The 22,695-nt window shown below is 44.2% G+C and carries 24 protein-coding genes and 2 riboswitches; of the genes, 3 read left to right on the plus strand and 21 right to left on the minus strand.

Annotation, left to right across the window (positions count from 1 at the left end):
* Positions 1–55 precede the first annotated feature (55 nt).
* A complete protein-coding gene (locus tag BW952_RS14595) occupies positions 56–724 on the minus strand; it encodes a GntR family transcriptional regulator (RefSeq protein WP_045849437.1) in 669 nt (222 codons plus the stop codon).
* A 143-nt stretch (positions 725–867) separates the two neighbouring features.
* Between BW952_RS14595 and BW952_RS14600 the strand changes: the two genes are divergently transcribed.
* Together BW952_RS14600 and BW952_RS14605 are read left to right on the plus strand one after the other, a co-directional pair.
* Positions 868–1,134 carry a YiaA/YiaB family inner membrane protein gene (locus tag BW952_RS14600; protein ID WP_045849438.1) on the plus strand — a complete coding sequence of 89 codons (267 nt, stop codon included), beginning with the start codon at positions 868–870 and terminating at the stop codon, positions 1,132–1,134.
* 156 nt (positions 1,135–1,290) lie between these two features.
* Entirely contained in the window at positions 1,291–1,950 is a 660-nt protein-coding gene (locus BW952_RS14605) for a DsbA family oxidoreductase (RefSeq protein ID WP_045849439.1), read from the plus strand.
* 81 nt (positions 1,951–2,031) lie between these two features.
* Here the strand turns inward: BW952_RS14605 and BW952_RS14610 are convergent, their stop codons facing one another.
* The 15 genes from BW952_RS14610 to BW952_RS14675 all read right to left on the minus strand — a co-directional run bounded on the left by BW952_RS14610 (position 2,032) and on the right by BW952_RS14675 (position 16,476).
* The gene (locus BW952_RS14610; protein ID WP_231581262.1) at positions 2,032–3,177 is read right to left on the minus strand and encodes an ATP-binding protein; all 1,146 of its coding nucleotides are present in this window, start codon (positions 3,175–3,177) and stop codon (positions 2,032–2,034) included.
* A 78-nt stretch (positions 3,178–3,255) separates the two neighbouring features.
* The gene (locus BW952_RS14615; protein ID WP_052698351.1) at positions 3,256–3,570 is read right to left on the minus strand and encodes an STAS domain-containing protein; all 315 of its coding nucleotides are present in this window, start codon (positions 3,568–3,570) and stop codon (positions 3,256–3,258) included.
* A gap of 10 nt (positions 3,571–3,580) precedes the next feature.
* A complete protein-coding gene (locus BW952_RS14620) occupies positions 3,581–5,692 on the minus strand; it encodes a flagellar assembly protein A (protein WP_045849440.1) in 2,112 nt (703 codons plus the stop codon).
* Positions 5,693–5,706: 14 nt separating this feature from the next.
* Positions 5,707–6,552, minus strand: coding sequence for a PP2C family protein-serine/threonine phosphatase (locus tag BW952_RS14625; protein ID WP_045849441.1), 846 nt, complete (start codon positions 6,550–6,552; stop codon positions 5,707–5,709).
* A complete protein-coding gene (locus BW952_RS14630; protein WP_045849442.1) occupies positions 6,553–6,870 on the minus strand; it encodes an STAS domain-containing protein in 318 nt (105 codons plus the stop codon).
* A gap of 14 nt (positions 6,871–6,884) precedes the next feature.
* Positions 6,885–8,459, minus strand: a complete 1,575-nt coding sequence (locus tag BW952_RS14635; RefSeq protein ID WP_231581263.1) for a HAMP domain-containing protein — start codon at positions 8,457–8,459, stop codon at positions 6,885–6,887.
* Between the two features lie 14 nt (positions 8,460–8,473).
* Positions 8,474–9,949, minus strand: coding sequence for a class I adenylate-forming enzyme family protein (locus BW952_RS14640; protein ID WP_045849443.1), 1,476 nt, complete (start codon positions 9,947–9,949; stop codon positions 8,474–8,476).
* The gene (locus tag BW952_RS14645) at positions 9,933–10,178 is read right to left on the minus strand and encodes an acyl carrier protein (RefSeq protein WP_045849444.1); all 246 of its coding nucleotides are present in this window, start codon (positions 10,176–10,178) and stop codon (positions 9,933–9,935) included. Before BW952_RS14645 ends, BW952_RS14640 begins: the two co-directional genes overlap by 17 nt.
* Positions 10,179–10,193: 15 nt before the next feature.
* Complete coding sequence (locus BW952_RS14650; protein WP_045849445.1) at positions 10,194–11,237, minus strand: alpha/beta hydrolase family protein; 1,044 nt, start codon at positions 11,235–11,237, stop codon at positions 10,194–10,196.
* Positions 11,224–12,192 carry an ATP-binding protein gene (locus BW952_RS19715; protein ID WP_052698352.1) on the minus strand — a complete coding sequence of 323 codons (969 nt, stop codon included), beginning with the start codon at positions 12,190–12,192 and terminating at the stop codon, positions 11,224–11,226. The genes BW952_RS14650 and BW952_RS19715 overlap by 14 nt, the downstream gene beginning before the upstream one ends.
* A gap of 12 nt (positions 12,193–12,204) precedes the next feature.
* Positions 12,205–12,900 (minus strand): SDR family oxidoreductase, encoded by a 696-nt coding sequence (locus BW952_RS19720; protein ID WP_045849446.1) that lies wholly within the window; start codon positions 12,898–12,900, stop codon positions 12,205–12,207.
* A 2-nt stretch (positions 12,901–12,902) separates the two neighbouring features.
* Positions 12,903–13,730: a 6-carboxytetrahydropterin synthase gene (locus BW952_RS14660; RefSeq protein ID WP_045849447.1), complete on the minus strand. Its 828-nt coding sequence runs from the start codon at positions 13,728–13,730 to the stop codon at positions 12,903–12,905.
* A 1-nt stretch (position 13,731) separates the two neighbouring features.
* A complete protein-coding gene (folE, locus tag BW952_RS14665; RefSeq protein ID WP_045849448.1) occupies positions 13,732–14,310 on the minus strand; it encodes a GTP cyclohydrolase I FolE in 579 nt (192 codons plus the stop codon).
* Between the two features lie 124 nt (positions 14,311–14,434).
* Positions 14,435–14,519, minus strand: a riboswitch (cyclic di-GMP riboswitch).
* A gap of 107 nt (positions 14,520–14,626) precedes the next feature.
* Positions 14,627–14,711: riboswitch (cyclic di-GMP riboswitch) on the minus strand.
* A gap of 103 nt (positions 14,712–14,814) precedes the next feature.
* Positions 14,815–15,972, minus strand: coding sequence for an MFS transporter (locus BW952_RS14670; protein WP_045849449.1), 1,158 nt, complete (start codon positions 15,970–15,972; stop codon positions 14,815–14,817).
* A gap of 72 nt (positions 15,973–16,044) precedes the next feature.
* On the minus strand, positions 16,045–16,476 hold the full coding sequence (locus tag BW952_RS14675) for a DnaD domain protein (RefSeq protein WP_045849450.1): 432 nt from the start codon (positions 16,474–16,476) through the stop codon (positions 16,045–16,047).
* A 151-nt stretch (positions 16,477–16,627) separates the two neighbouring features.
* On the opposite strand from BW952_RS14675, the gene BW952_RS14680 reads away from it, so the two are divergent.
* Positions 16,628–16,924 carry a hypothetical protein gene (locus BW952_RS14680; protein ID WP_045849451.1) on the plus strand — a complete coding sequence of 99 codons (297 nt, stop codon included), beginning with the start codon at positions 16,628–16,630 and terminating at the stop codon, positions 16,922–16,924.
* 15 nt (positions 16,925–16,939) lie between these two features.
* Here the strand turns inward: BW952_RS14680 and gntK are convergent, their stop codons facing one another.
* From gntK to BW952_RS14705, 5 genes are all read right to left on the minus strand, one after another.
* Positions 16,940–18,487 carry a gluconokinase gene (gntK, locus tag BW952_RS14685; RefSeq protein ID WP_094031988.1) on the minus strand — a complete coding sequence of 516 codons (1,548 nt, stop codon included), beginning with the start codon at positions 18,485–18,487 and terminating at the stop codon, positions 16,940–16,942.
* A 15-nt stretch (positions 18,488–18,502) separates the two neighbouring features.
* Positions 18,503–19,849 carry a GntT/GntP/DsdX family permease gene (locus tag BW952_RS14690; protein ID WP_045849453.1) on the minus strand — a complete coding sequence of 449 codons (1,347 nt, stop codon included), beginning with the start codon at positions 19,847–19,849 and terminating at the stop codon, positions 18,503–18,505.
* Between the two features lie 438 nt (positions 19,850–20,287).
* On the minus strand, positions 20,288–20,914 hold the full coding sequence (locus BW952_RS14695) for a LysE family translocator (RefSeq protein ID WP_045849454.1): 627 nt from the start codon (positions 20,912–20,914) through the stop codon (positions 20,288–20,290).
* Positions 20,915–21,055: 141 nt separating this feature from the next.
* Positions 21,056–21,772, minus strand: a complete 717-nt coding sequence (locus tag BW952_RS14700; protein ID WP_045849455.1) for a YebC/PmpR family DNA-binding transcriptional regulator — start codon at positions 21,770–21,772, stop codon at positions 21,056–21,058.
* A 72-nt stretch (positions 21,773–21,844) separates the two neighbouring features.
* Positions 21,845–22,630: an enoyl-CoA hydratase gene (locus tag BW952_RS14705; protein ID WP_045849456.1), complete on the minus strand. Its 786-nt coding sequence runs from the start codon at positions 22,628–22,630 to the stop codon at positions 21,845–21,847.
* Between the last annotated feature and the right edge of the window lie 65 nt (positions 22,631–22,695).

Consider the following 22,695-nt stretch of genomic DNA (forward strand, 5'->3'; position numbering starts at 1 on the left):
AAGTAGTGTACTAGACAACCTCTAATTCTGCAACGAAAAAAAGAACCTGATTGATCTAGGTTCTTTCCTGCAGTACCTTTGCGATATACTGCAAGTCATGTTCTAAATGCATAATCATCTCTTGCGCTGCCTGCTCTTTGTTCCGTGCTTTTAGGCAGGCGAAAATTCGTTTATGCTCGGTTAAAATAACGTCCGACCGGCCCGGCTCTCCGAAATTTAAAATCCGGTAATAATGGGTTAATGATTTTAAATCATCTACTTGCTTTTGGAGACGCTTGTTTTGTGTGAATTGAACGATCAGCCGGTGAAACTGTGCATTCCACTCAATAATCTCCGCTGCATCGGCTCCTTCGCTGATGGCTTTGTCAGCCTCATCCAGCACTTGGTTGATTTCGCTTAGTTCTTCATCTGAAGCGATGGTCACCAGTAAACCTACCGCAAAGGACTCAAGCGCCATCCGGCAAACATAAATATCCTCCACGTCCTTTAGCATCGGCTCGTATACCATGACCCGCGATTTTTCGTCAACGACGACAAGCCCCTCTTTTTCCAGCAGGCGGATGGCTTCGCGAACCGGGCTTTTGCTGACGCCGAACTGCTTGGCCAGCTGCGTTTCAACAATTCGTTCTCCCGGCTTATAGGTACCATCAAAAATCATTTGTTTGATCGAATGATAAAATTGTTCGTAATATGGCACTGGTTTTTCAACTGAAAACCCACTCATTGTTCCACCCCGGATTCTTCTATTTGATTTTATTTTACCATAGGTTCTTTTTTCTTCTTTACAGGACATTCATATTCTTTTTCTGAATATTATGGTATAGTGTTAGCATCTAGTGCTAATTCCATCAATTAGGAGGAAAGAACATGCAGCGATATCGGAGAAGAAACACACCTGCCTTTACGTTTTTATCTTATTTTACTTTTGTTGCCGGAGTAGCCCTGTTCTCAATCGGTCTATTTAACGCAGACATGGAATTAAATGAAAAAGGCTATTATATTGCCGTCATGATTCTAGTAGCTGTCGGGGCGATTTTAACGCAAAAAGTAACCCGTGACAACGCAGAAGACAACGAGATTATAGCAGAAGAAGAGGAACGAAGACGATCCAGCATAAAGTCTCCTTCAGAATAAAGGGAACTTTTATCTAGTCCAAGATGATCAGAAAAAAGGTGCAGATTCTGCATCTTTTTTCTGTTTCACGTGAAACATTCTATCAGAGCGGATGGTTAGACGAACGTGTTTTGCCACTATATAATCAGCAGAAAGGAAAAGAGAGGAGAATGTGTTTTGACATTAAAAATCAGCGTGTATTCTGATTATGTCTGTCCGTTTTGTTTTCTAGCAGAGCAGCCTTTTTACGAAGCCATTCAAGGACAGGAAGATATTGAAGTAGAGTGGATGCCTTACGAGCTGCGCCCATACCCGAACGAAACACTGCGCCCCGAGGACGATTATTTACAAATTACGTGGAGGCAGTCCGTCTACCCGCTCGCAAAGGAGATGGGCGTATCCATCACTTTGCCGAATGTCTCTCCTCAGCCTTACACTAACCTTGCTTTTGAAGGCTATCAGTTTGCGAGAGAAAACGGAAAAGGAAACGAGTACAATAGCCGGATTTTTCGTGCTTTTTTTCAAGAGGAACAAAATATTGGAGATGTAGACATTCTCACTCGTTTAGCTGAAGATGTTGGGCTGGACCCGAAAACGTACCGTCATGCCCTTGAAAAGCGTACGTATAAGGAAACGCATGAAAAAGCACTGGCGCACGCAACTAGCCAAGCTGAAATAACAGCTGTCCCCACTTTTGTGATCGGTAAAACGAAAGTATCTGGCATTCAAACCAAAGAAACGCTGGAGACTTTAATAGAGCAAGAGCGAAAAAAGAAAAAGAAAAAGCTGACCTTTTTGATGGACGGAGACTGCTGTGGACCAGGCGGCTGCTCGTAAGGAGCCGCCTGAACATAACAACGCGGACAGCCATTAAAGCCGAACGAATGCGATGTTTCGCATGCTCGTTCGGCTGTTTTTCTATTGAAAATCTATTTGTTGCTCTCTCAGTGGCAGGCGAATCGAAAACGTTGTTCCTTCTCCGAGACGGCTGTCTACTGAAATATGGCCGCCGTGCTCGTGGATGGTTGTGTACACCTGGGTTAAGCCGAGCCCCGTGCCTTCTGCCTTGCTTGAGAAAAATGGCGTCCCGAGCAACGTCAACTTGTCCTTCGGCACTCCAATACCTGTATCTGAAATGTTAATATGAATCCACTGATTCTCGTAATAATGCGTAATTTTAACCTTCCCTTTTGCTGAAATGGCTTCGAGCGCATTTTTAATTAAATTAAAAAACGCTTTCAAAAACAAATTTTTCTTCCCGATAAAGGACTTTTCCGCATCACGCAGATCCATTTCCACTTCCACATCATACAGCTTATCCTGAAACAACAGCATAAGCGATTCCAATTCCCTGCAAAAGAAAATAGGCACCCGCGTTTCGTCCTGCAAATCGGGCTTGGATACTTGCAGTAAATTTTGAAGAGTGGCAAGCGCTTTATCCAGCTCGTTTTCCATCGTCTGCAAATAAGGATGAGAACTCAATTCCTTCATGAGCTGCAAAAATCCTTTCACAGCGGTTAAAGGATTTTTTACTTCATGCACAATTCCCGCCGCAATTTGTCCAATCGAAACGAGCTTTTCCCGGTCGTTCAGCATTTTTTCCGTTTCTTTGCGCTCTGTAATGTCACGGAAAACGGATTGCATGACTTTGCGACTGCCAAACGTGACAGGTCGGCAGTAAAGCTCTGCCTCCACCATCGTGCCATCCGCTCGAATCACTCTTTCTTCAATAAGCGGCGCCAGCCCTCCTTCACTCATTCCCTCTTGAATTCGCTCTTTGATCACCCCATGTGAAGACGGCTGAAATACAGAAAGAACATCACCGCCAATTAGTGCTTCTTTTGGCGCACGAAAAAAATCAGCTCCGGATTCATTGATATAGACAATTTTCCCCTCTGAATGAAGAACGATGGTTTCCATTGAATATTCAATAATGTTCCGGTACATCTCTTCCCGTTCACTGACGTTTCGATTCATTTGATCAGGTACAGCACCTGTCAATTTCTCCACTCCTCTTTCACCATATTCCCCTGTTTTACTTAACAGTAACAATTCGATGCCCATGTCTTTTTTCCCTTTTTTAAACAGAAAAAAGCCATGCTTATTTTATGAGAGCATGGCTAGGAGTATGAGTTGCCTTTTTTAAAGAAAAATATCTTCCCCAATAATTTCAGGGATTTGAAGCAGATCGAATACGATTTGAACATCTTCGTTTACATTGATTATTTTTATCGATTTATGCTGATCGTGCAGAGCATGTACAATGTTTAATAGAAGGCCCATACCGGAAGAATCCACAAAAGGAACTTTCGAGAAATCGAACGTAATTTGAGAATAGCTCTCCATTTCGGGCAGTATGTTTTCTTCTACTACTTCTGTTGAATCAATATCCAGGTCTCCATCCAGACAGATAACCGCTTCTTGTTCTGATATAGCCTTTATTGAAAATGCAATCATGGTGATCCTCCTAAACAAACGAAATTTGATTTTGGTGGTTTAAAGAAGCTGTTACGTATCTTCTTGATTCACTGAACATATACTTGCGTGTTCCAACCTTAATAGTCGTCCCTTCAAGAACGTAATCGATTTGAATCTGCTGATCGGCAGGTACTGAAATAAACGTCGGCGTATTGCTTTCAGCGCCAGCTTCTTTCACTTTAACTCCCATACGTCCGAATACTTCACCACCGCGCAGCGCTCCACTAATTTCAAGTTTTCCGCCTGCATGAATTTTCGTATTGACACTGCTTTTACCAAATATTTTCACATCGCCGCTGCAAAACAAACGGCTGCTTAATACGTTCGGCGTGTGAATATATGAATTCGGCTCTACTGGAAGCTGACTGTATTCGTACATTTCATCTATTTGACTTAAAATTCCTTTCAGCTGTTCAATTGACACAATATCGTTTGATAACGTGAGAAAGATACGGGACAGCTTTTCGTCCATTTCTCTCCAGACAGGATCGATCAAATAAGCCTCACCTTGCTCGATGATTTCTTTGTATTTTTTAATTAAAGATGGAAAATGCTTAAATTTCTTTTCTAGTAAAATATGAAGCAATGGCTGGAGACCACTTCTTGAAAAATCACTCGCTTTAAAGCCTGGAGACAAAATCAGCTGATTAATCAGCTGATTAATCCTCTTTAAATCAAATTGAATCGGCTCAAGAGCTATTCCAAGCTCCGTAATCATCATATTGTTTTTTCCTGAGGATATATCAGACGCGACAATCCCCCCATTCGCAATAACGGCTCCATTTGAAGTGACATGGGCCCTGTTAATGGACTGGTGAACCATTACATCTCCTTCTGCTTCTACCTTCATCCGCTCGCTGATTTCTCCCATGATTTCAACATCGCCTTTAAATCGGATATTGCCTGATGATAAATCGACGTTTCCTGGGTGCGTCAACTTTGACATAATCGAAAATTTAGCGATGTGGTTTCGCTGCTCTAAATGCGGTCGGCCTGGCTCAGTCGCAATTACCTTATTTTCAATAATAGCAATTCCTTTTCCTGCTCTCACAGCGATCGGATGTGTTTGCTTTGCCGGGAGCGGCTCGTTTGTGACTGTTCTGCCCGGCTGTCCAGGAATAGGAGGATGAACGACCGCAATAACTTGACCGCTTTCCACATTCGGAATGGATTTTATTTCCCGATAATCCACCCGGTTATGATCAATTTCACGCGGTCCCTTTTTCGAGTCCATATCTATTTGTATATCAAGCCAGCCATCTTGACCCGGTATCGGTTCAATTCCAGTGGCAATGGTAAACAACCCAGATTCCTCCGTCTCGGTTGCTCGAACAATCTCCGCTTGGTGAAAACCGTGCTTAACCCGCCGTTCTTCTAGCACCTGCATAACGTCAGTGTATGAAAGTGTATTATTCACTTTTTTTTGTTCATCGACCTTTAGCTTAATGCGGCTGTCCGGTTCAATATCAACAAGAGACCGCGTCATCCGATAGCCTGGCTTCACATACAGCTCTACTTTCAATTTATTGTGATCCATTTTCACTTCCCAAACCGTATCCCGTTCTTCTTCTGCCACGGTTACTTCGTAAAAATCCTGCTCTGAAACAATGATCGTATCCTCTTGCACAAGCTCTCTGTTTCGAAAAAGCTTAACGTGTTCAGGAATCGTGACGACCGGGTATTTGTTTGGCGAAGACTGGCAGAAAAGCCGGCCGTTCTGCACCCATACCTTCCCTGCTAATTCATTTGGCGGTGCTTGTTCTAACGGTTTTTTGAGCTCTGCCTTCCACGTGTCTTGAAGTGAATCTGCAGGAGCTCTGTCTATTTCAGGCAGCACATCGATCATTTGATCTAGTAGTTGAAATGCATCCGTCTTTTCTTTCACGTCCCCTTCTGCTTTTTTTTCATAAGCAGGTGTAAACGCATGTGAAAGCTGCTTTGTCATTTTCACTACTGCTTCTTTTGATTTCAAGCCGAAAAACACTTTTGTTTCCTGCTGAATGACTTCAATGTTCACTTCATCACGCGACACATTTAACAAATAAAGACCCGTATCAATGGCTTCCTGCAAGGTTTTTCCTTTAGAAATAATACTTTGCATATAATCCCTCTCCCTTATTTCATTAATGGAGAATTCAAGCTTGTAATTTCTACTTGCTGGTCGTTAATTTTCAATACGACCATTGTAATATCATCACGTTGCGCCAATCCGTTTGTAAACGCTTCAACAGAAGCCAAGACACTTGTCTGAATTTCTTCAACACCCTTTTCCTTATGCAGCAGAAGAGTTTGAATTAAGCGCTCTAATCGGTATTGCTCCTTATCCTCGTTTAATGCTTCGATAATCCCGTCTGTATAAAAAAACACTGTATCTTGATTAGACAGCTGAATAGATTTGTTTGTATACTGCTGGTTCGGCAGTCCGCCGATCATGATTCCTTTCACTTTCGGCACTTCTTCTACTTTTTCTTGCTTCGCTTGAATAAAAAGTGGAAGGTGATGACCCGCGTTCGCGTATGTGAGTACCGATGAAGCAGGGTCCCAGTCAGCACATAGTAACGTGACAAACGATTTTAATATACGCAGATCGCTGTACAGTGCCTGGTTCATAGACATAAGCGTTTCTGCCGGACTTTTCGTTGTTTCAGCTGCGCTTCGAAACGCCCCTCTTGTTAAGATCATGAGCATAGCCGCTGGAATGCCCTTTCCCATTACATCCCCAATCACAATTCGCAGCTTTCCATTGACGAGTGGATAAAAATCGTAATAATCACCGCCGATCAATCGCGCCGGAATCGAAGCGCCCGAAACTTTTCCTCCTTGAAAAACTGGTGTTTTTCCATTTAAAAGCTGTGACTGAATATTTCTTGCCAGATTAATTTCACGTTTCAGTGTTTTATCCATTGAAGAGAGCTCCTCCTGGTCCAACTGGCGGGAGTATGTCAATTTATCCTTGTACAATTAAATGACCTCCCCTTGAAACGCAGCTAAAATTTCATACAGCCCTACCGTTTCAAACAGCTCGTCCGTTAGCTCATCAATTCCTTGAAGCTTTAATGTGAAATTTTTTTCTTCAGATGCATATATGGCATTCATAATCGCGCCAATCCCCGTTGAATCGATAAATTCCAGTCCTGAAAAATCAAGAATCACCGTGTCCATCCCATTAATTTCTTCAAGATAGACATCAAGAAGGTTCGTCGTCGTAATGTCGATAAGTCCGTTTACTTTTAAAATAGTCGTCCGGTGCTGCACTTCTTTTTCAACCGTCAACAGCATATTTTCACCAGCTTTCAAATCTTAAATTTATTAATTTGCTGAATAGTGCTTTTCGAAATGGTCGAAAGCTCCCTTGATTGTTTATGAAGCGCCTGCACAAGGTCCGATAATGAAAGCGTCGTTTCCGTTACCGCTGCTGTCCGCTCCAATGCCATCTGCCTCATTTTCTCAATGCTTTCTTTCAGCACACCAATTCGGCTGTCTTTCTCATACGGCTCGAGCACACGCAATGTTTCGTCTAAAAACTCACTAATATCATTAAGCTGGTCTCTCGATTTAATGGTTGCTTCTGTTGAAATGGAATACATACGATCCACCGATTCGGACGCTTCCTTTTCCAGTTGATTGGACAGCTGCTGCGTTTTCAAAGCTTGAATCTGCGTATCTGCAAGCAGCTCATTTAATTTATCAACCATCCGGTTCGCTGTACGCGACAGTTCCCCAAGTTCACTGCCGTCTTTCACGTTGCTTTTAGCTGTTAAATCGCCTTCTTCAATGTTTTTTATTTGTCTGATGATTTTTTGAATGTTTTCGTAGATCCGGTTGAAAAACCTGAATGTCAATAATGTTAAAATGACTAATCCAATGACGCCGGATACAATCAAAATAATAGAATGTCTATAAAGCGGCCAAACAATCTGATCGTAATCTAGAGCAACCGCCACAACATGGCTGTCTTCTGTCGGAATAAACATTTTGAACAGCTTTTCGCCTTTTATGGTTTGAAGCGATGTTGTTTTAACTGGCTCTTCAGCTATCTTCTTTAAAATGTCTTCATCTTCTTTTGTAAAGGTTTCATAGCCGCCGAACACCACTTTCTTCATAGGCGGATAAAGTTGTTTTTCCAATTCGGGATTTTGATAAACTGCTGGATTCAGGACGCTTACTTCTTTTAAAAAAGATGTTTCTGTTTCTATTTTTTCAATCCATTGGTCAGGACCCGCTTCTTCAGTAAACTGATACACTTCTTCTGCCTCAATAAAAGGATTAATAAAATAATCTGCTCCTGGAGGATGGTAATAGGCATATTTAAAAAACAACGGTTTTTCATCATGCGAACCAGACTGAGCGATCGGTAGGACGAGTAAGTTTTCAGCTGTAAATGCCATTTCGTCACTAGGCTTTTCGCCGTTTAGTAAAGCATTTGATGCCTGGTAGACGTAGTCACCGAAATTGCGTGTACTGAAGCCGATATCCTTCTCATCTGTTGACTTTACTACGACAATATCGTCGCCCTGCCTCGCGAAAATAGATAATCCTGATAATTCCATTTCTTCCTTAATCGCTGTCAGCTGTTCGGTTGTGACATTTTCTGCAGTATTTGTGTTTAGCTTAGAGGCGATGTGAGACGCATATCCTGCCATTTTCAAATCGATCTGGTGCTCAATCGTTTCGGATGCCAGTTTTGTTTCATTAATTCCTTCTTGAATGCTGGTTGCAATCATCTCTGACTTCATTTTCAATTCTTCATCAATTTGCTTTTGCACTAAATAGACTTGTATGGCCACTGAAATGAGTGTGACAATGAATAGAATAGAAAGAATTCTCATTAAAAACTGTTTTCTTAATGTTGTTTTTTTGTTTTTCACAAGAAACCCTCATTTCATTTTACGTATTCACTAGCTCTTTGCCGCAGTGTCACTTTATCCACTTTCCCTTGAATTAATGGAATTTCGTCCAGCTGATAAAATTCATCTGGCACTTTAAAGCGAGCGATTTTCTCGCTGCAAAAAGAAGTAATATCTATAAAGGATAGTTCTTTTTCAGCGGTCATGAAGGCGACTATTTTTTCTCCATATATTTTATGAGGGACGCCAACTACAACAGCTTGATGAACAGATGGATGCTGACAGAGAACCTTTTCAACCTCACCCGGTATAACTTGCTGTCCACCCTTTTTAATCATGTCCTTTTTCCGGCCTACAATCATGATTTTCTGTTCAGGTGTTAACTGAGCTAGGTCCCCTGTATTAAACCAGCCATCATGATACACTTCTTTATCTAACTGAACATTTCCGTAATAACCCATAAATCCACATTTTGTTTTAAAGTGCAGTTCGCCGGCACCTTCTTCTTTTTCAAGCTTGTATTCCACATCCGGCACAAGTGTCCATTCAATGCCATTTCGAATATCCTTTTCTGTGTACATCATTGCACCAATTTCAGAAAGACCGTAACCGCTCGTTAATGTACAATCTTTCACTTGAGCGACAGATTCAATAAAATCCAAAGATATATTTTCTCCCGCCAAACTGACGAACTCAATCTTCTTTAATGCCTTTTCCTCGCGTGACTGATCCAATAAATAAACTGCTTTATAAAGGGACGGGCTCGTGATTAATTTATTTGCCTGACTTTTCCTCATTAAATCCATCATATCCGGAAAATGAAAGGATTCTGTAATGGTAATATGATTGCGATTTTGAAAAGCGGTCAATAACCAGCAAAGACCGAATAAACCTGATACCGGTGCCATTAAAAAAAATTGATCCTGTTCTTTCATGCTGACCATTTCTCTTAGTGCTCTTGCAGCGAATTCAACAAATTCCTGGCCAGCCATAATACCTTTTGGGACCCCTGTACTTCCTGACGTACAGCCGATCATATCTAATTTTTCATTTTGTTCATCCAAGCGTTTTTCCCCGCTTATTTTTTCACAATTCCAATCCACACTATTTCCAGATGTGAAAATGACTGTTTCTTTTCTTTCTTCTTTGGCCCACTCATGAATAATTTCCGAAAAAGGAATACCATTGTGCTGCTCAATCGAAAAAATAAAATGAGGATTAATAAATGAAAGAATACTAGTTAAATCCTCCTTTCTCAGCATAGGACTGATTGGAATGATAACTCCATTTAACCGGCTTATTGCTAATGACAAGCTCATATAGCTGAGTACGTTCGGAACAATAAGCGCGAATCTTTTTCTCGTTACGCTTCCTGTCTCGTTCAGTACCTCACTGTATTGGTCTACTTCATCTGTAATGTTTTTAAATGTAAAAGAACCGCTTTGCGTTGTCAGCAATACTTTATTTTCGTCCACTTCTTTTTCCATCAACCATTTATACAGATTGCTCATAATCTATCCCCCCAAATAATTGATAAAGATTCCCTACCGTCTGCAAGTCTTCATTACTTTGAATCTGTCCCAATTCAACCTGAAAGAATTCTGAGATTTCAACGAGCAAATTAACAAGCTGCAGTGAATCAACACCTAAATCTTCACATAAAGATGTTTCTTTTTGAATAAGCTTGGACTCTGTATGAACGGTTTTGGCAATGTACTCACGGAACGCTTCAAATGTCATCGGTCTCTCCTCTTTCTATTGGGCAAACCAATCCATCGCGAGTTGACGGATATCACCCAGTTTAAAGTTGCAGCAGTGCCCTTCGTTTTCATATTCTTTTAATTTAGATTCTTCCGGAAGCTGTTCAAACAATAAATCGATATGCTGATCCGATACCATCACATCCTGCTTGCCGTGGAATAAGTAAATCGGGCGGTGAAACGGTCTATCCAGCAACGATGGCAAAGGGACCTGGTTGTTCTCTGATATATACGTGAGCCGTTCTGTAAAATAATCAGGCATCTGTCTTTTTTCTTCCAAAAAGGCTGGGGAAACAGCAGCAGCCTTAACCACATCAGAATGACCACTTCCATACAGTGCCCAGGCTGCGCCGGAGCTTGTCCCAAACAAGTAAATCGGCATAGACGGAAAGCAGCTTTTTGCGTAATGAATAATCCTATCTACGTACATTTCCCAGTTTTGCTTTGTCGCTTTTAACCCATGAACGGAAAAGGTTTCTCCCTGACCTGGTCCATCGAAATTTAATGTGACAAAACCTGATGTGGCAAAATCAGTTTCATATGAAAATAATTCTTCTTTCGCTGAATCAATCGGATTGACCATGATGACAACCCCCTGCGGATGCATCGGTTTCCGCACCCTGCCGCTGACCGCTTTTCCATCTAGCGACAGTTCAGTATATGTCGTCACTACGGCTGACAACTGATCGGCCAGTCGTGAGGACAGAACGCTTTTTTCCATCCATATTTTTTTCTCATTTCCTTCGGGTATAAGCCATTGAACAAACTGATAATAAAGGCCCGCTTTCCGGTAGAGTGTTTCTGCCTCAAAACGGTTTCCTTTATCTAAAAAACAGGCGGCTTCTTCTGTTTTTTCAAAGGCAAGACCTGCCCAAAGACGAACCCAGCTTTCTTTATCTGTTAAGAGAGGCCTCACTCCCTTTATTTCTTCTTCATCAATGCCATGCGCCACCCATCTTTCCCAAAATCCGTCGAATAGCCGGGCGGTGAAAAGGGTTTTCTGAATCGTTCCTTCCATGCTGTGTTTATCCGCAATCATGAAGCCCATCCTCCTTGTGCCGATCCAAATTGAAAACAAGAATCACAACAGAACCGTTTGGCGATGTACTTAACAAAACTTGTTCTGACATTTTCATCATAAGAGTAAATCCCTGACCCATTGACCGTTTTGTTGAGTAGCCCGCCAGCAAGGTCATTTTCGGCAGCTCTTCAATCACAAAGCCCGGTCCATTGTCTTCAATCACAAATCGGATCTGCTGCTTTTCCTCATCCTTAATCAAAGTCATCTTTCCTTCTTCCGCATGCTTAATCGTATTTGTAATCGCTTCTGATAAAACAAGCAGCCAGCTCATTAAATGTGGTTTTTCAATATTTTCTTTCTCCAGTTGCTCCTTTGCCTTTAAGCGGCACTCCGGAATATCCGATCTTTGCTTTATGAACCCTTCACAAAAAACAACGCCTTTTCGATACAGAGGAATATCATCAGGTGTAATAAGCTGAAATTTCTCCTGTGTCGCTGCGTATATCACATCTCTGTAAATGCTCCATTTTACATCCGCCTGATGCTTTAGCTGTTTATCAGTTTCCGTTGGAGATTCTCGATCTGATGCGGCAAATAAGGGAACTTTGTACATATCGTATGCTTTTAACAATGCATTTTGCCAATCAGCACTGATGTCCATTTTTTTAATATGTTGAGGAATGTCTTGTCTTTGCTCATTCCATTTCAGCATCTGTTCACTTAAATAAACAAAGTAATCTTGTTCATTTTGCTCATCATATGGCTCAAAGGACCATTTTGAAAATGATAGGTAGAAAAGAGCCTCAGCCTCCTCTGTATGCAAACCCATATATTGGCCCAGTTTTTTAGCTATAAATCCTCTTGTTGTCATATAGACCAGTTCTGAATGTGTAACTTTTGAAGGCAGAGACGGAGCGGCAGGTTTTGTTTTTAAAGATCTCTCTTTAAACGCTTTTTCGATAAGCCGTCTCACCGGATAACCTCCTTATAAAATACCTAAAGGCGGCATAATGGTTAGTTCATCAATAAAAGCACCTGGAGGCTGATTGATTGTATGCACAATATGCTCGGCAACAGTTTGAACCGGAATCATCTGGCTAAGATCCGGTTTCGAGTCAATGTGATCCCAAAACGTGCTGTTAACTGCCCCAGGTAAGATCGCAGTTACTTGAACGCCTTTTTGACGCAGCTCTGCTTGAAGCACTTTCGTTAGCCCGAGCAGCCCGAACTTTGAAGCAGAATAACCTCCTCCACCAGCCAAGGCCGCTTTTCCAGCAATGGAAATCATGTTTATGATATGGCCTGATCCCTTTTCTTCCATGTGACCGCCAATGTATTTGCACATTAAATAGCTTCCTCGTAAGTTCACGGCAATCATTTCATCGAAATCTTCTGTTGACGACCCCGTTACACTGGCAAATGTACCTGTCCCTGCACAATTAACAAGCACATCAATCGAGCCGAACTGATCGATCACGCGTTCACAAAAAGCGCGGACCGATGACTCATTTTTCACATCAAGCGGCATCTCTAAATACGTCTCACTTACGTTCATCTGGCTTCCGCGGCTTCCTGCGGCCACGTTGGCGCCATACTTTCTTAATAGATGAACTGTTTCCCTGCCGATTCCTTTGCTGGCACCGGTAACGACAATCGTTTTTCCCTTTAACAATTGATTCATCTTCACACCAGCTCCTGGTCAGGTCCGTAATATTCGAAATAATTTTTTTCTGTTTCGTATAAACCAATTTTGTACAAGTTTTTAAGGCTGTCCTTTAATAAATCCCATATAACGATCGTTACGTTTTCAGACGTTGGATTCAGTTCTTTAAACTCTTCCGTGTCTAAGTTCAAATGCTTATGGTCAAATCGCTCCATGATTTCCTTTTCGACAAGCGCATCAAGCTGCGATAAATCGACAATCATACCGGTAATAGGATCAGGCCTGTCGCTTACCGTTACTTCCAAATAATAGTTGTGTCCATGGCCATATGGATTATTGCACTTTCCAAACAGGCGGTCGTTTTCTTCTTGGCTCAATTGCTCGCTATGAAGCCGGTGAGCGGTACAGAAGTGATATCTTTTCGTTAGCCGCACCATGTCATCTTCTCCTTTTTCAGCATATAAATAATCGCTCTCGTACAAGCGAATGGTATGAAGCCTGCATCCCTCCAGCTTGTCACGTAATGAATTCCACACATATTTAACGATATTTTCCGTGGTCGGGATGTTTGTTTGAAAATAAGCATTCTCTTTATTCAAAAACTTTCCATCCATCTGCTCTTCTATAAATGTTTTCACCGTTTTATCAATATCAGTAATATTGACGACAATGCCTGAATCCTGTTTTATCTGACCGCCTGCCATCACCTTCAATACATAGTCATGTCCATGCCCATTTGGATTGCTGCAAAGACCAAAAACCGCTTGATTTTTTTCGTCGCTCCACTGTTCGATGCGATAGGAATGCATCGCTGAAAACGATAGTTTTCTCGATAAATAAACGGTCATATTACTCCCCCCGCAGCAGAGCCTGCTCGAATTCCCTCACAAGCGAGATGTCTTCCGCAAAGACTCCTTTTTTGATCGTTGTGACAGTAGCGCTTCCCGGTTTTTTTATCCCTCGCGCACACATGCATAAATGCTGGCCCTCTACTGCCACCATGACCCCCTGCGGACGAAGTACATTCATAATCGCATCCGCTATTTGCTGTGACATGCGCTCTTGTACCTGCGGCCGTTTCGCTGTTAATTCAACAAGCCGGGCGAATTTGCTTAACCCGACGATGCGGTCATTTGGAATATAGCCGATGTGTGCTTTCCCAAAGAAAGGAATCAAGTGATGCTCGCAAAACGTATAGTAGCTAATGTCCTTTACAACAATCATGCCTTCATACTTTTCTTCAAATGTCGTCGTCAGCGCTTCTTCAGGACGAATGCCGACGCCTGAAAAAACCTCTTCAAGCATTTTTGCCACTCGTTTCGGTGTCTCCTTCAATCCTTCCCGCTCCGGATTTTCACCGATCAGCTGCAAAATGCCCCGGACATGTTCTTCCACTAATTTCCGATCCATTCCGATTTCTACATTCATCTTTATCTCTCCCCTTCATCATAAAATACAAAAAACCCGCCAAAAAGGTTGGCAGGCATACTCAAATAAGAGAATAACCGCACATTTTTTGACGGTTTCTCTCTTCTTTGTATATCCATTCCTTTTCGGCAACCCGGCGATCGTAGCTTTTCAGCCTTAGACCCGTGGCTTTGCGTCCTTGCTTTTCAACAAGTTTGCTATTATCGTAGAATGCGTAGTTTGTAACACAAATACCCCGCCAAAAAGGTTGGCGGGGTATACTCAAATAAGAGATGCTTACGCAAAAAGCAGCTCTTTTCTTCGTATTCCATTCCTTTTCGGCAACCCGGCGATCGTAGCTTTTCAGCCTTAGACCCGTAGCTTTGCGTCCTTACCTTTCGATAAGTTTGCCAGTATCGTAGAATTGATCGTTTTCACTATTATCAAGTGGTAAATGATTCTTATTTCCTACATAATACTGAATGTAAGCGATATTATCAAGCTTTTTTTGACAAAACGGTGACTTTATTCATATTCCTTAAATCTCATCATCGCTGCTACTCCCAGCAAAGGGCCTATTCCAAGAATCACAAATACCCACTCCCAGCCCACATAAGGCTGAAGAAACGAAATAAGATTAATCGATAAAATAGTAATTAAAAAACCGATGCTCATTTGAAAGGTTAATGCTGTCCCTAAGTACTCCGCTTCTGCAAATTCGGACACAGCGGCGGAAAATTGAGCGGAGTCCGCAATCACTGAAAACCCCCATATGAGCGCAATGATCATCGTAAGCCACGGAAAGTGCCCAAAGAAAAAGCCAATTAAAATGGAGCAGGCGGCACTGATGCCCATTGACCATATGGTTAAGCGGGCTCTTCCTATTTTATCTGCCAGCAGGCCGCCCGCTACACAGCCGGCAGCTCCTGCAAGACCAATCGCCGCAAATGAAAGAAAGGATGAATGAAAGAGACCGCTTGCAGCAAGAAACAGCGGAAGCCACGTCCACATGGCATACAGCTCCCACATATGACCGAAATAGCCGTAATTCGCCAGCATCACCGGCTTGTTCCGCAGCACTTTTCCAATCATTCGAAAGGAAAAAACTGCATGCTTCCCTTGATTCGGTGCATCTTTCACAAGCCCAATCATCATAAAAGCGGATAAAGCGGATAAGACCGAGCTCCCGGCGATAACCATTCTCCAGTCTACTCCAGAAGCTAACAGGGACAGCAGATGCGGAAGTGCTGACCCCATTGTCAGCGCCCCGATCACGATGCCTAGCGCCAGCCCCCGCTGCTTCGGAAACCATATCGTTAATACCTTTACAGCGGTCGGATATACACCGGCAAGTGCCACACCGGTTAAAAAGCGGAGCAGTATCCCTTGGATACCGCTGTCCGCCACTAGAATCAAACTGTTGATCAATGCACCTGCCAATGCGGAGACCATAAAGACCTTTCGTGCATGAAACCGGTCTGCGAGTCCAACGTATGCACTGAAAAGCGCACCCACTGTAAATCCTGCCGGCACAGCGGCGGATACCCATGGCTTCGCTGCGTCTGCCAGCCCCCACCTGTCAGTGAGTTCGTCCATGACCACAGAAGCACTGAACCACAAACTCAGCGCAAATAAAACCGAAGCCGAAATCCAGCCCAGTGCGGTCCATTTTGATTGCGTCATATCATTTTCCTCCGTGTACGCTACTTATGAAACGATTATACACGGTATTGAGATTTTTTAAATCCAAGCATTTTAGCGGGAAAACAACTCCCGGATATAAGCGCCCAGCTGCTCATCAGTTAAATTGCTGTCAGCTGCTCCCCGAATCATGTCCACTGTCAGGCCTGACTTCTTTTTCGAATGCAAAATATCGGTCATCCATAGCGTTTTATATTTTGTATGCTCTTTTTTCACAAGGCTCATCGCCTGCTCAGCAGTGTTCACCTTCATTCGGCTCCAGTGGATCGCGATTTTGAATAAAGACGGGTGGCTTAGCGTAAGCGAGGCCAGCAAAATATATTGTACCAGAACGTTTACCACCTCATCCGGCAGGTGGTAGCGCTTATTCAGATCTTCGATGACGCTCATGTCCATTTTGGAAACAGAGCCTTTTCCCGTTGTATGCATAATCATCTGCCTGGGATGAATACTTTTAAAATAAGCTGCAGCACTCTGGCTTGCCATATAGAGACACTCCTTTTAACTGAATGGTTATCTTTCCCCTTTCCCCACCTGCTTCCTTCTAAAGCGTTAATTCAAGAAAAATGTTTTATTTTCTATTATTGCGGCTATTGTATGTAAACACTTCATTCCAAAAACAGAAAGGATTTTTCACATGAGCCAAACTCAGGATCTACACCACACAAATGAAACTGTTCGAGAAACAGGTACGTACATTTGCGCTGCCGGGAAACGCGCTGAATTGACAAAAGGGGATACCTTCCCTGTTTGTCCGAAATCAAATGAACCGACTACATGGCGCCATGCTGACCATGTTCATCATACAGGCGATCAGGTGACAGAAGCCGATACCTATATTGATGAAGATGGCGATCAAGTGGAATTGGCGCCAGGCGATACCTTCCCTTCTTGTCCAAAATCAGGAGAATCAACAAACTGGAAGCATGCTTAATAAAAAAAGCCGTCCTCATGTTGAGGACAGCCCGCGCTGAAATTCAGCAATCGTTTTATATTCCGGTGCCAGCGCTCTGGCAATACGGATAAAGGATGGAATTAATTCGCGGTACACATCGCTGTTCTCTTCATTCGGAACATGCTCGAATACCGTGCCGCTTGCATCTGCGGCCACATCCAGAGAATCAATTTCGCCAAGCCCGTACAAGCCAAGCAAAACAGCCCCAAAGCAAGAGCTTTCAAAGCTTTCCGGCACGATCACCGGATGATCAAACACGTCAGCCATCATCTGCCGCCAGAAGGCCGACTGGGCAAAGCCACCGGTTGCTAAAATTCGCTGCGGCTCGCCCGTTAGCTCTTCTAATGCAAGCAGCACCGTGTAAAGGTTGTATAAAATGCCTTCGAGCACCGCACGAATCATGTGCTCTTTTTTATGATGCAGCGCAAGTCCGAAAAACGATCCGCGTGCGTTTGCGTCCCAGAGTGGCGCCCGTTCTCCTGAAAAGTACGGATGAAACAGCAGCCCTTCGCTTCCAGCCGGAATGCGGGCCGCGATTTCTGTCAGTACATCATACGGGTCTTTTCCAAGCCGTCTGGCCGTTTCCGTTTCTGCTGCACCGAGCTCATCCCGAACCCAGCGGAAAATCATACCGCCATTATTGACCGGTCCGCCAATCACCCAGTGGTTTTCTGTGAGTGCATAACAGAAAATGCGCCCTTTCGGATCAGTCACGGGCTTGTTCGTCACCGCACGGATGGCTCCGCTCGTTCCGATTGTTACCGCGACATCTCCAGATTTAATTGCCCCTGTTCCTAAATTGGACAGCACGCCATCACTTGCCCCAATGACGACCGGCATATCCGATCGAACTCCGGCTTCTACCGCAAACCCCGGTGCCATGCCACGGACAATATGTGTCGTTGAAACAGGCTCGGACAAGCGGCTTTCGTCAATGCCGGCAATCCGAAGCGCCTCCTGATCCCAATCCAAAGCCTCGAGGTTAAACAGCCCCGTTGCCGATGCAATCGAATAATCGATCACATACTCCCCGAACAATCGGTAAAATATGTACTCTTTAATGGAAATAAATTTCGCTGTTTGTCTGAACAGCTCCGGGAATTCCTCACGCAGCCAAATGATTTTCGATAAAGGTGCCATCGGATGGATCGGTGTGCCGGTTCGCATATAAATGTCATGGCCGCCCCACTCTTCCTTCAGCTTTTCCGTCCATTTTGTGCTGCGGCTATCAGCCCATGTAATGGACTGGGTCAGCGGCCGCCCTTCCGCGTCTACCGCAATGACGCTGTGCATCGCGGATGAAAAGGACAGAAAGCCAATGTCCGCCTCGCGCACACCGCTTTCTTCTATACACGTGCGGATCGACGTCAGCACCGCCCGAAAGATCACATCCGGGTCCTGTTCCGCAGCGGACGGCTCAGGTGTGTGAAGCGGATATTCCACGCCAGCCCGGTGAACAAAGCTGCCATCCTTTTTAAAAATAACGGCTTTTGTGCTCGTCGTGCCAATATCAATCCCCATCGTATATAAAAATCCCATCATCCACTCATCCTTTCATTAATACCCAATAATTAGGCCGATAATAAAGACAACGATAAACCCAACAAGTCCGATTAACGTTTCCATAACCGTCCACGACTTTAATGTATCCTTTACATCCAGGCCGAAGTACCGGTTCACAAGCCAGAAGCCTGAATCATTTACGTGAGAAACAACCGTAGCACCGGCGGCAATGGCAATAACCATTAAGCCTAAATACGGACCCTCGATTTGAAGCATGTCAATAAGCGGTGCCATTAAGCCGGCAGCTGTCACCATGGATACTGTGGCTGAGCCCTGTGCAATCCGTACAGCAGTGGCAATTAAAAAGGCTAATAAAAGCGGCGGCAAGGCAGAACCGGCCATCATATTGCCGAGCACTTCGCCGACACCCGAGTCAATTAACACTTGCTTGAATACACCGCCGGCTCCTGTCACAAGAATAATAATCCCTGCCGGCTCCAGCGCCTTTGTTGCAATATCCTGTACTTCCTGGCGCGTATAGCCGCGCTTTGTTCCTAACAGCGTAAACGCTGCCAATGTTGCAATTGTCAGGGCAACAAATGGATGCCCAAGGAACGTCAGAACCGAGCGAACGATATTGCCTTCCTCTAATAATACACCTGAAACCGTGTTCAACAAAATCAACACGAGTGGAATCATAATTAATGAAGCAATCAAGCCGAAGCCCGGCAGATCTTTGTCATACTCTTTTTCTTCCAGGTTCATATAGTCCGGCACTGTTACGTGAATGCGTTTCGCAATATAGCGGCCGAACAGTGGACCTGCAATAATCATCGCTGGAATCCCGGCGATCGTTCCGAATAAAATGACCCAGCCAAGATCGGCACCGATTAAGTCAGCAACCGCGATCGGTCCCGGTGTCGGCGGAATAAAGCTGTGTGTAACAGCCAGACCGGCTAAAAGCGGAATACCGTAGTACAAAAGAGAACGGCCTGTTTTTTTCGCCAATCCGTACACGATCGGCACTAAAATGATAAAGCCGACATCAAAGAAAACGGGAATGGCAACGAGAAAGCCTGTAATACCCAGCGCCCATTGCGCCTTGTCCTGACCAAACTTCTTAATCATCGTCTGAGCTAAACGCTCAGCCCCGCCGGATACTTCAAGCATCTGCCCAAACATCGCACCGAGTCCAACGACAACTGCGACAAAGCCAAGGGTGCCGCCCATTCCATTTTGAACAGAAGCAACCACTTCCTCAAGCGGCATCCCGGCAAGAACACCGACAATTAAGCTGACAAGCAGCAAGGCGACGAACGCATGCAGCTTTGTCCGAATCACTAAAAACAAAAGAGCAAAAATACCTGCCATCGCAATTAAAATTAACATTGAATCTGACATGAAACATCCTCCTGTTCATCTGTATGTATACCCCGACAAAATAGAGACCGCTTCCAATTTAAGCGGAACTTCGAAATCATTTTTCTTTTTCTCTATCTATCGTCGAAATTTTTTCCTTATGCCGTGATTATATAGAATATTTTTTCTTCATGCAACCCCTTACAAGAAAATTTTTTCCGAACGACAAAAAAGCTTCTGTGCTGTAGCACAAAAGCTTTCATCGGTTTGAAAAACAACTTGTTCATTACAGTATCGCCGGTATACGGTATTTACCGCCGATATACATTAGCTATCGCCGATATTTTGATGATATCAGCGATAGGCAGCAGGATATCGGCGGTATTGCCATTTTATCAGCGATAGACAGGGCGATATCGGCGGTATTTTTATTTTACCAGCGATCGCTTTTTCCATCGCCAGAAAGAAAAGCTTCTTTTTTCACTTTCCTTGAAAGGCAACCTTGACCCCAAGACCGATGTACAGGAGGCCGATGAATTTGTTTCCGCCCTGGTTCAGCCAGGAGATTCTCTTCAGCCACCCACTTACCGGCCCAATGACAAAGGCGATCATCGTCGTATAGATCAAGCCGAGCAGCACAAAAATCGCTCCGAGCGTTAAAAATTGCAGCATGGAGGCACCGCGTGCCGGATCGACAAATTGCGGCAAAAACGCCAGAAAAAACAGCGCTGTTTTCGGGTTCAGCATTTCTGCCAGCACAGCCTGGCTGAAGATACGTGTTGATGAAACCGGTGTTGTTTTGGCCATTTCAGCATCGGCTGCCTTTGTAAGCAGCGCTCGAATGCCCATGTAAAACAAATAAAGAGCACCGGCCAGCTTCACCGCATTAAAGGCTGTAGCAGACGTCATTAAAATAGCTGACAGCCCGACCGCTGCAAAAATCGTATGCGTAAAGTCCCCCACTGCAAGGCCGAGGCCGGTAATGACCCCTGCTTTTCGACCGCTTTGCATCGTGCGTGCTGCTGTCAGCAAAACAGCTGGACCTGGTATTAAAAACAAGCCGATGACAACGGCTGTAAATGTCAATAACGTAGCAAAATCAAACATGGCTTTTCCCCGATTCTTATGAAGTAACGTTCTACTTCGATCATAACAGGTGCACCCTAGAATAATCCAGTTCATCTTGCTAAAGCATTTCTGGGGCAAAAGAAAAAGCAGCCGCCCGGCATGAGCGCTGCCTGTTCTTTTTTATCCAAGATCTACGTTGTGATACACCTGCTGTACATCCTCTAAATCTTCAATCGCATCGATCATTTTTTCAAACTGTTCCTGGTCTTCTTCGGATAATGCAACATCGTTTTGTGCCAGCATCGTCAGCTCGGCTACCGTAAACTCTGTTACGCCGGCTTGCTTTAAAGCTTCCTGCACTGCGTGGAACTGGTCCGGCTCCGCATACACGATAACGGCTTCGTCTTCCTCCAGTACATCACGCACATCAAGGTCCGCTTCCATCAGCAGCTCCAGCACCTCATCCGCCGTTTTCCCTTCAAGTCCAAACACAGCTGTTGCATCAAACATGTACGCAACAGATCCACTGACGCCCATGTTTCCGCCGTTCTTCCCAAATGCCGCGCGAACATCAGATGCTGTACGGTTCACGTTGTTCGTCAATGCATCGACAATGACCATTGAACCGCTGGGGCCAAAGCCTTCATAGCGCAGCTCATCATAGCTTTCTTCCGCACCGCCTTTTGCCTTCTCAATGGCACGGTCAATAATGGTTTTCGGCACACTGTATGTTTTCGCACGTTCAAGCACCATCCGAAGTGCCTGATTGCTTTCCGGGTTCGGCTCACCCTGCTTTGCCGCTACGTAAATTTCCCGGCCGAATTTTGCATAAATCCGGCTTGTATTGGCATCCTTTGACGCTTTCTTTTCTTTAATATTATTCCATTTACGTCCCACACTGAACACTCGCTTTCCATTATCAATCTATGCTTATTATACAACAAAGAAAGAGTGCCGCACAAAACCGTTTTAACGGTCTTTAAATGCTGCTGGCCGTTTTTCAATAAATGCGGTCACGCCTTCTTTTGCATCCTCTGTGCCAAATAAAGAGCCAAACTGCCGGGCCTCCAGCGCTAGCCCCTCTCCTATCGACAAATCAATGCCGCTTAAAACAGACGTCAGCGCGGCTTTAATCGATAAGCTGCTTTTCTCAGCAACCAATTCCGCCAGTTCTGCTGCTCGGTGCTGAAGCTGATCCGCTTCAACAGAATGATTCACCAAACCGATTTTCTCCGCTTCCCGTCCGTCAATAAAACGGCCGGTCAGGATGAGCTCTAACGCTTTAGCCGTATTGGTCAGCCGGGCAAGCCGCTGTGTTCCGCCGTAGCCTGGAATAATGCCAAGCTTTGTTTCCGGCAGCCCGAGCTTTGCTTCATGCGCAGCAATTCGCATATGGCAGCTCATCGCAAGCTCCAGCCCGCCGCCGAGACAAGCACCGTTAATCGCTGCAATAAATGGCTTTTCTGACTGCTCGATTTTATTGTAAAGCGACTGCCCCCTTTGAGCCGCTCCTTCCGCCAGCTCTTCCTGTCCAAATAAATGAGTAAATTCTTTGATATCAGCACCCGCAATAAAGAAAGACCCTTCTCCAGTCAAAACGACCGCTTTAACAGAGGAATCCTGCTGCAGCTGATCCACGCAATCCCCCAGCTCCTGAAGTGCCTGACGATTCAAGGCATTGACCGGCGGATGGTCGATGGTGACGTACGCCACACCCTTCTCTTTCTTCACCTTTACAATCGAAAAATTCCCCATCCAGTATTCCCCCTCAACTGTAATAACGCTCTCATCTTATTCTACAATAAGAGTCTGTGACATAA

This window comes from Domibacillus enclensis, assembly GCF_900156125.1.
GTDB lineage: Bacteria > Bacillota > Bacilli > Bacillales > Domibacillaceae > Domibacillus > Domibacillus enclensis.

Coding starts and splice junctions, on each gene's coding strand:
- BW952_RS14595 (WP_045849437.1), bottom strand. CDS start 724: ATGAGTGGGTTTTCAGTTGAAAAACCAGTGCCATATTACGAACAATTT.
- BW952_RS14600 (WP_045849438.1), top strand. CDS start 868: ATGCAGCGATATCGGAGAAGAAACACACCTGCCTTTACGTTTTTATCT.
- BW952_RS14610 (WP_231581262.1), bottom strand. CDS start 3,177: ATGGGCATCGAATTGTTACTGTTAAGTAAAACAGGGGAATATGGTGAA.
- BW952_RS14615 (WP_052698351.1), bottom strand. CDS start 3,570: ATGATTGCATTTTCAATAAAGGCTATATCAGAACAAGAAGCGGTTATC.
- BW952_RS14620 (WP_045849440.1), bottom strand. CDS start 5,692: ATGCAAAGTATTATTTCTAAAGGAAAAACCTTGCAGGAAGCCATTGAT.
- BW952_RS14630 (WP_045849442.1), bottom strand. CDS start 6,870: ATGCTGTTGACGGTTGAAAAAGAAGTGCAGCACCGGACGACTATTTTA.
- BW952_RS14640 (WP_045849443.1), bottom strand. CDS start 9,949: ATGAGCAATCTGTATAAATGGTTGATGGAAAAAGAAGTGGACGAAAAT.
- BW952_RS14645 (WP_045849444.1), bottom strand. CDS start 10,178: ATGACATTTGAAGCGTTCCGTGAGTACATTGCCAAAACCGTTCATACA.
- BW952_RS14650 (WP_045849445.1), bottom strand. CDS start 11,237: ATGATTGCGGATAAACACAGCATGGAAGGAACGATTCAGAAAACCCTT.
- BW952_RS19720 (WP_045849446.1), bottom strand. CDS start 12,900: ATGAATCAATTGTTAAAGGGAAAAACGATTGTCGTTACCGGTGCCAGC.
- BW952_RS14660 (WP_045849447.1), bottom strand. CDS start 13,730: ATGACCGTTTATTTATCGAGAAAACTATCGTTTTCAGCGATGCATTCC.
- folE (WP_045849448.1), bottom strand. CDS start 14,310: ATGAATGTAGAAATCGGAATGGATCGGAAATTAGTGGAAGAACATGTC.
- BW952_RS14670 (WP_045849449.1), bottom strand. CDS start 15,972: ATGACGCAATCAAAATGGACCGCACTGGGCTGGATTTCGGCTTCGGTT.
- BW952_RS14675 (WP_045849450.1), bottom strand. CDS start 16,476: ATGGCAAGCCAGAGTGCTGCAGCTTATTTTAAAAGTATTCATCCCAGG.
- BW952_RS14680 (WP_045849451.1), top strand. CDS start 16,628: ATGAGCCAAACTCAGGATCTACACCACACAAATGAAACTGTTCGAGAA.
- gntK (WP_094031988.1), bottom strand. CDS start 18,487: ATGATGGGATTTTTATATACGATGGGGATTGATATTGGCACGACGAGC.
- BW952_RS14690 (WP_045849453.1), bottom strand. CDS start 19,849: ATGTCAGATTCAATGTTAATTTTAATTGCGATGGCAGGTATTTTTGCT.
- BW952_RS14695 (WP_045849454.1), bottom strand. CDS start 20,914: ATGTTTGATTTTGCTACGTTATTGACATTTACAGCCGTTGTCATCGGC.
- BW952_RS14705 (WP_045849456.1), bottom strand. CDS start 22,630: ATGGGGAATTTTTCGATTGTAAAGGTGAAGAAAGAGAAGGGTGTGGCG.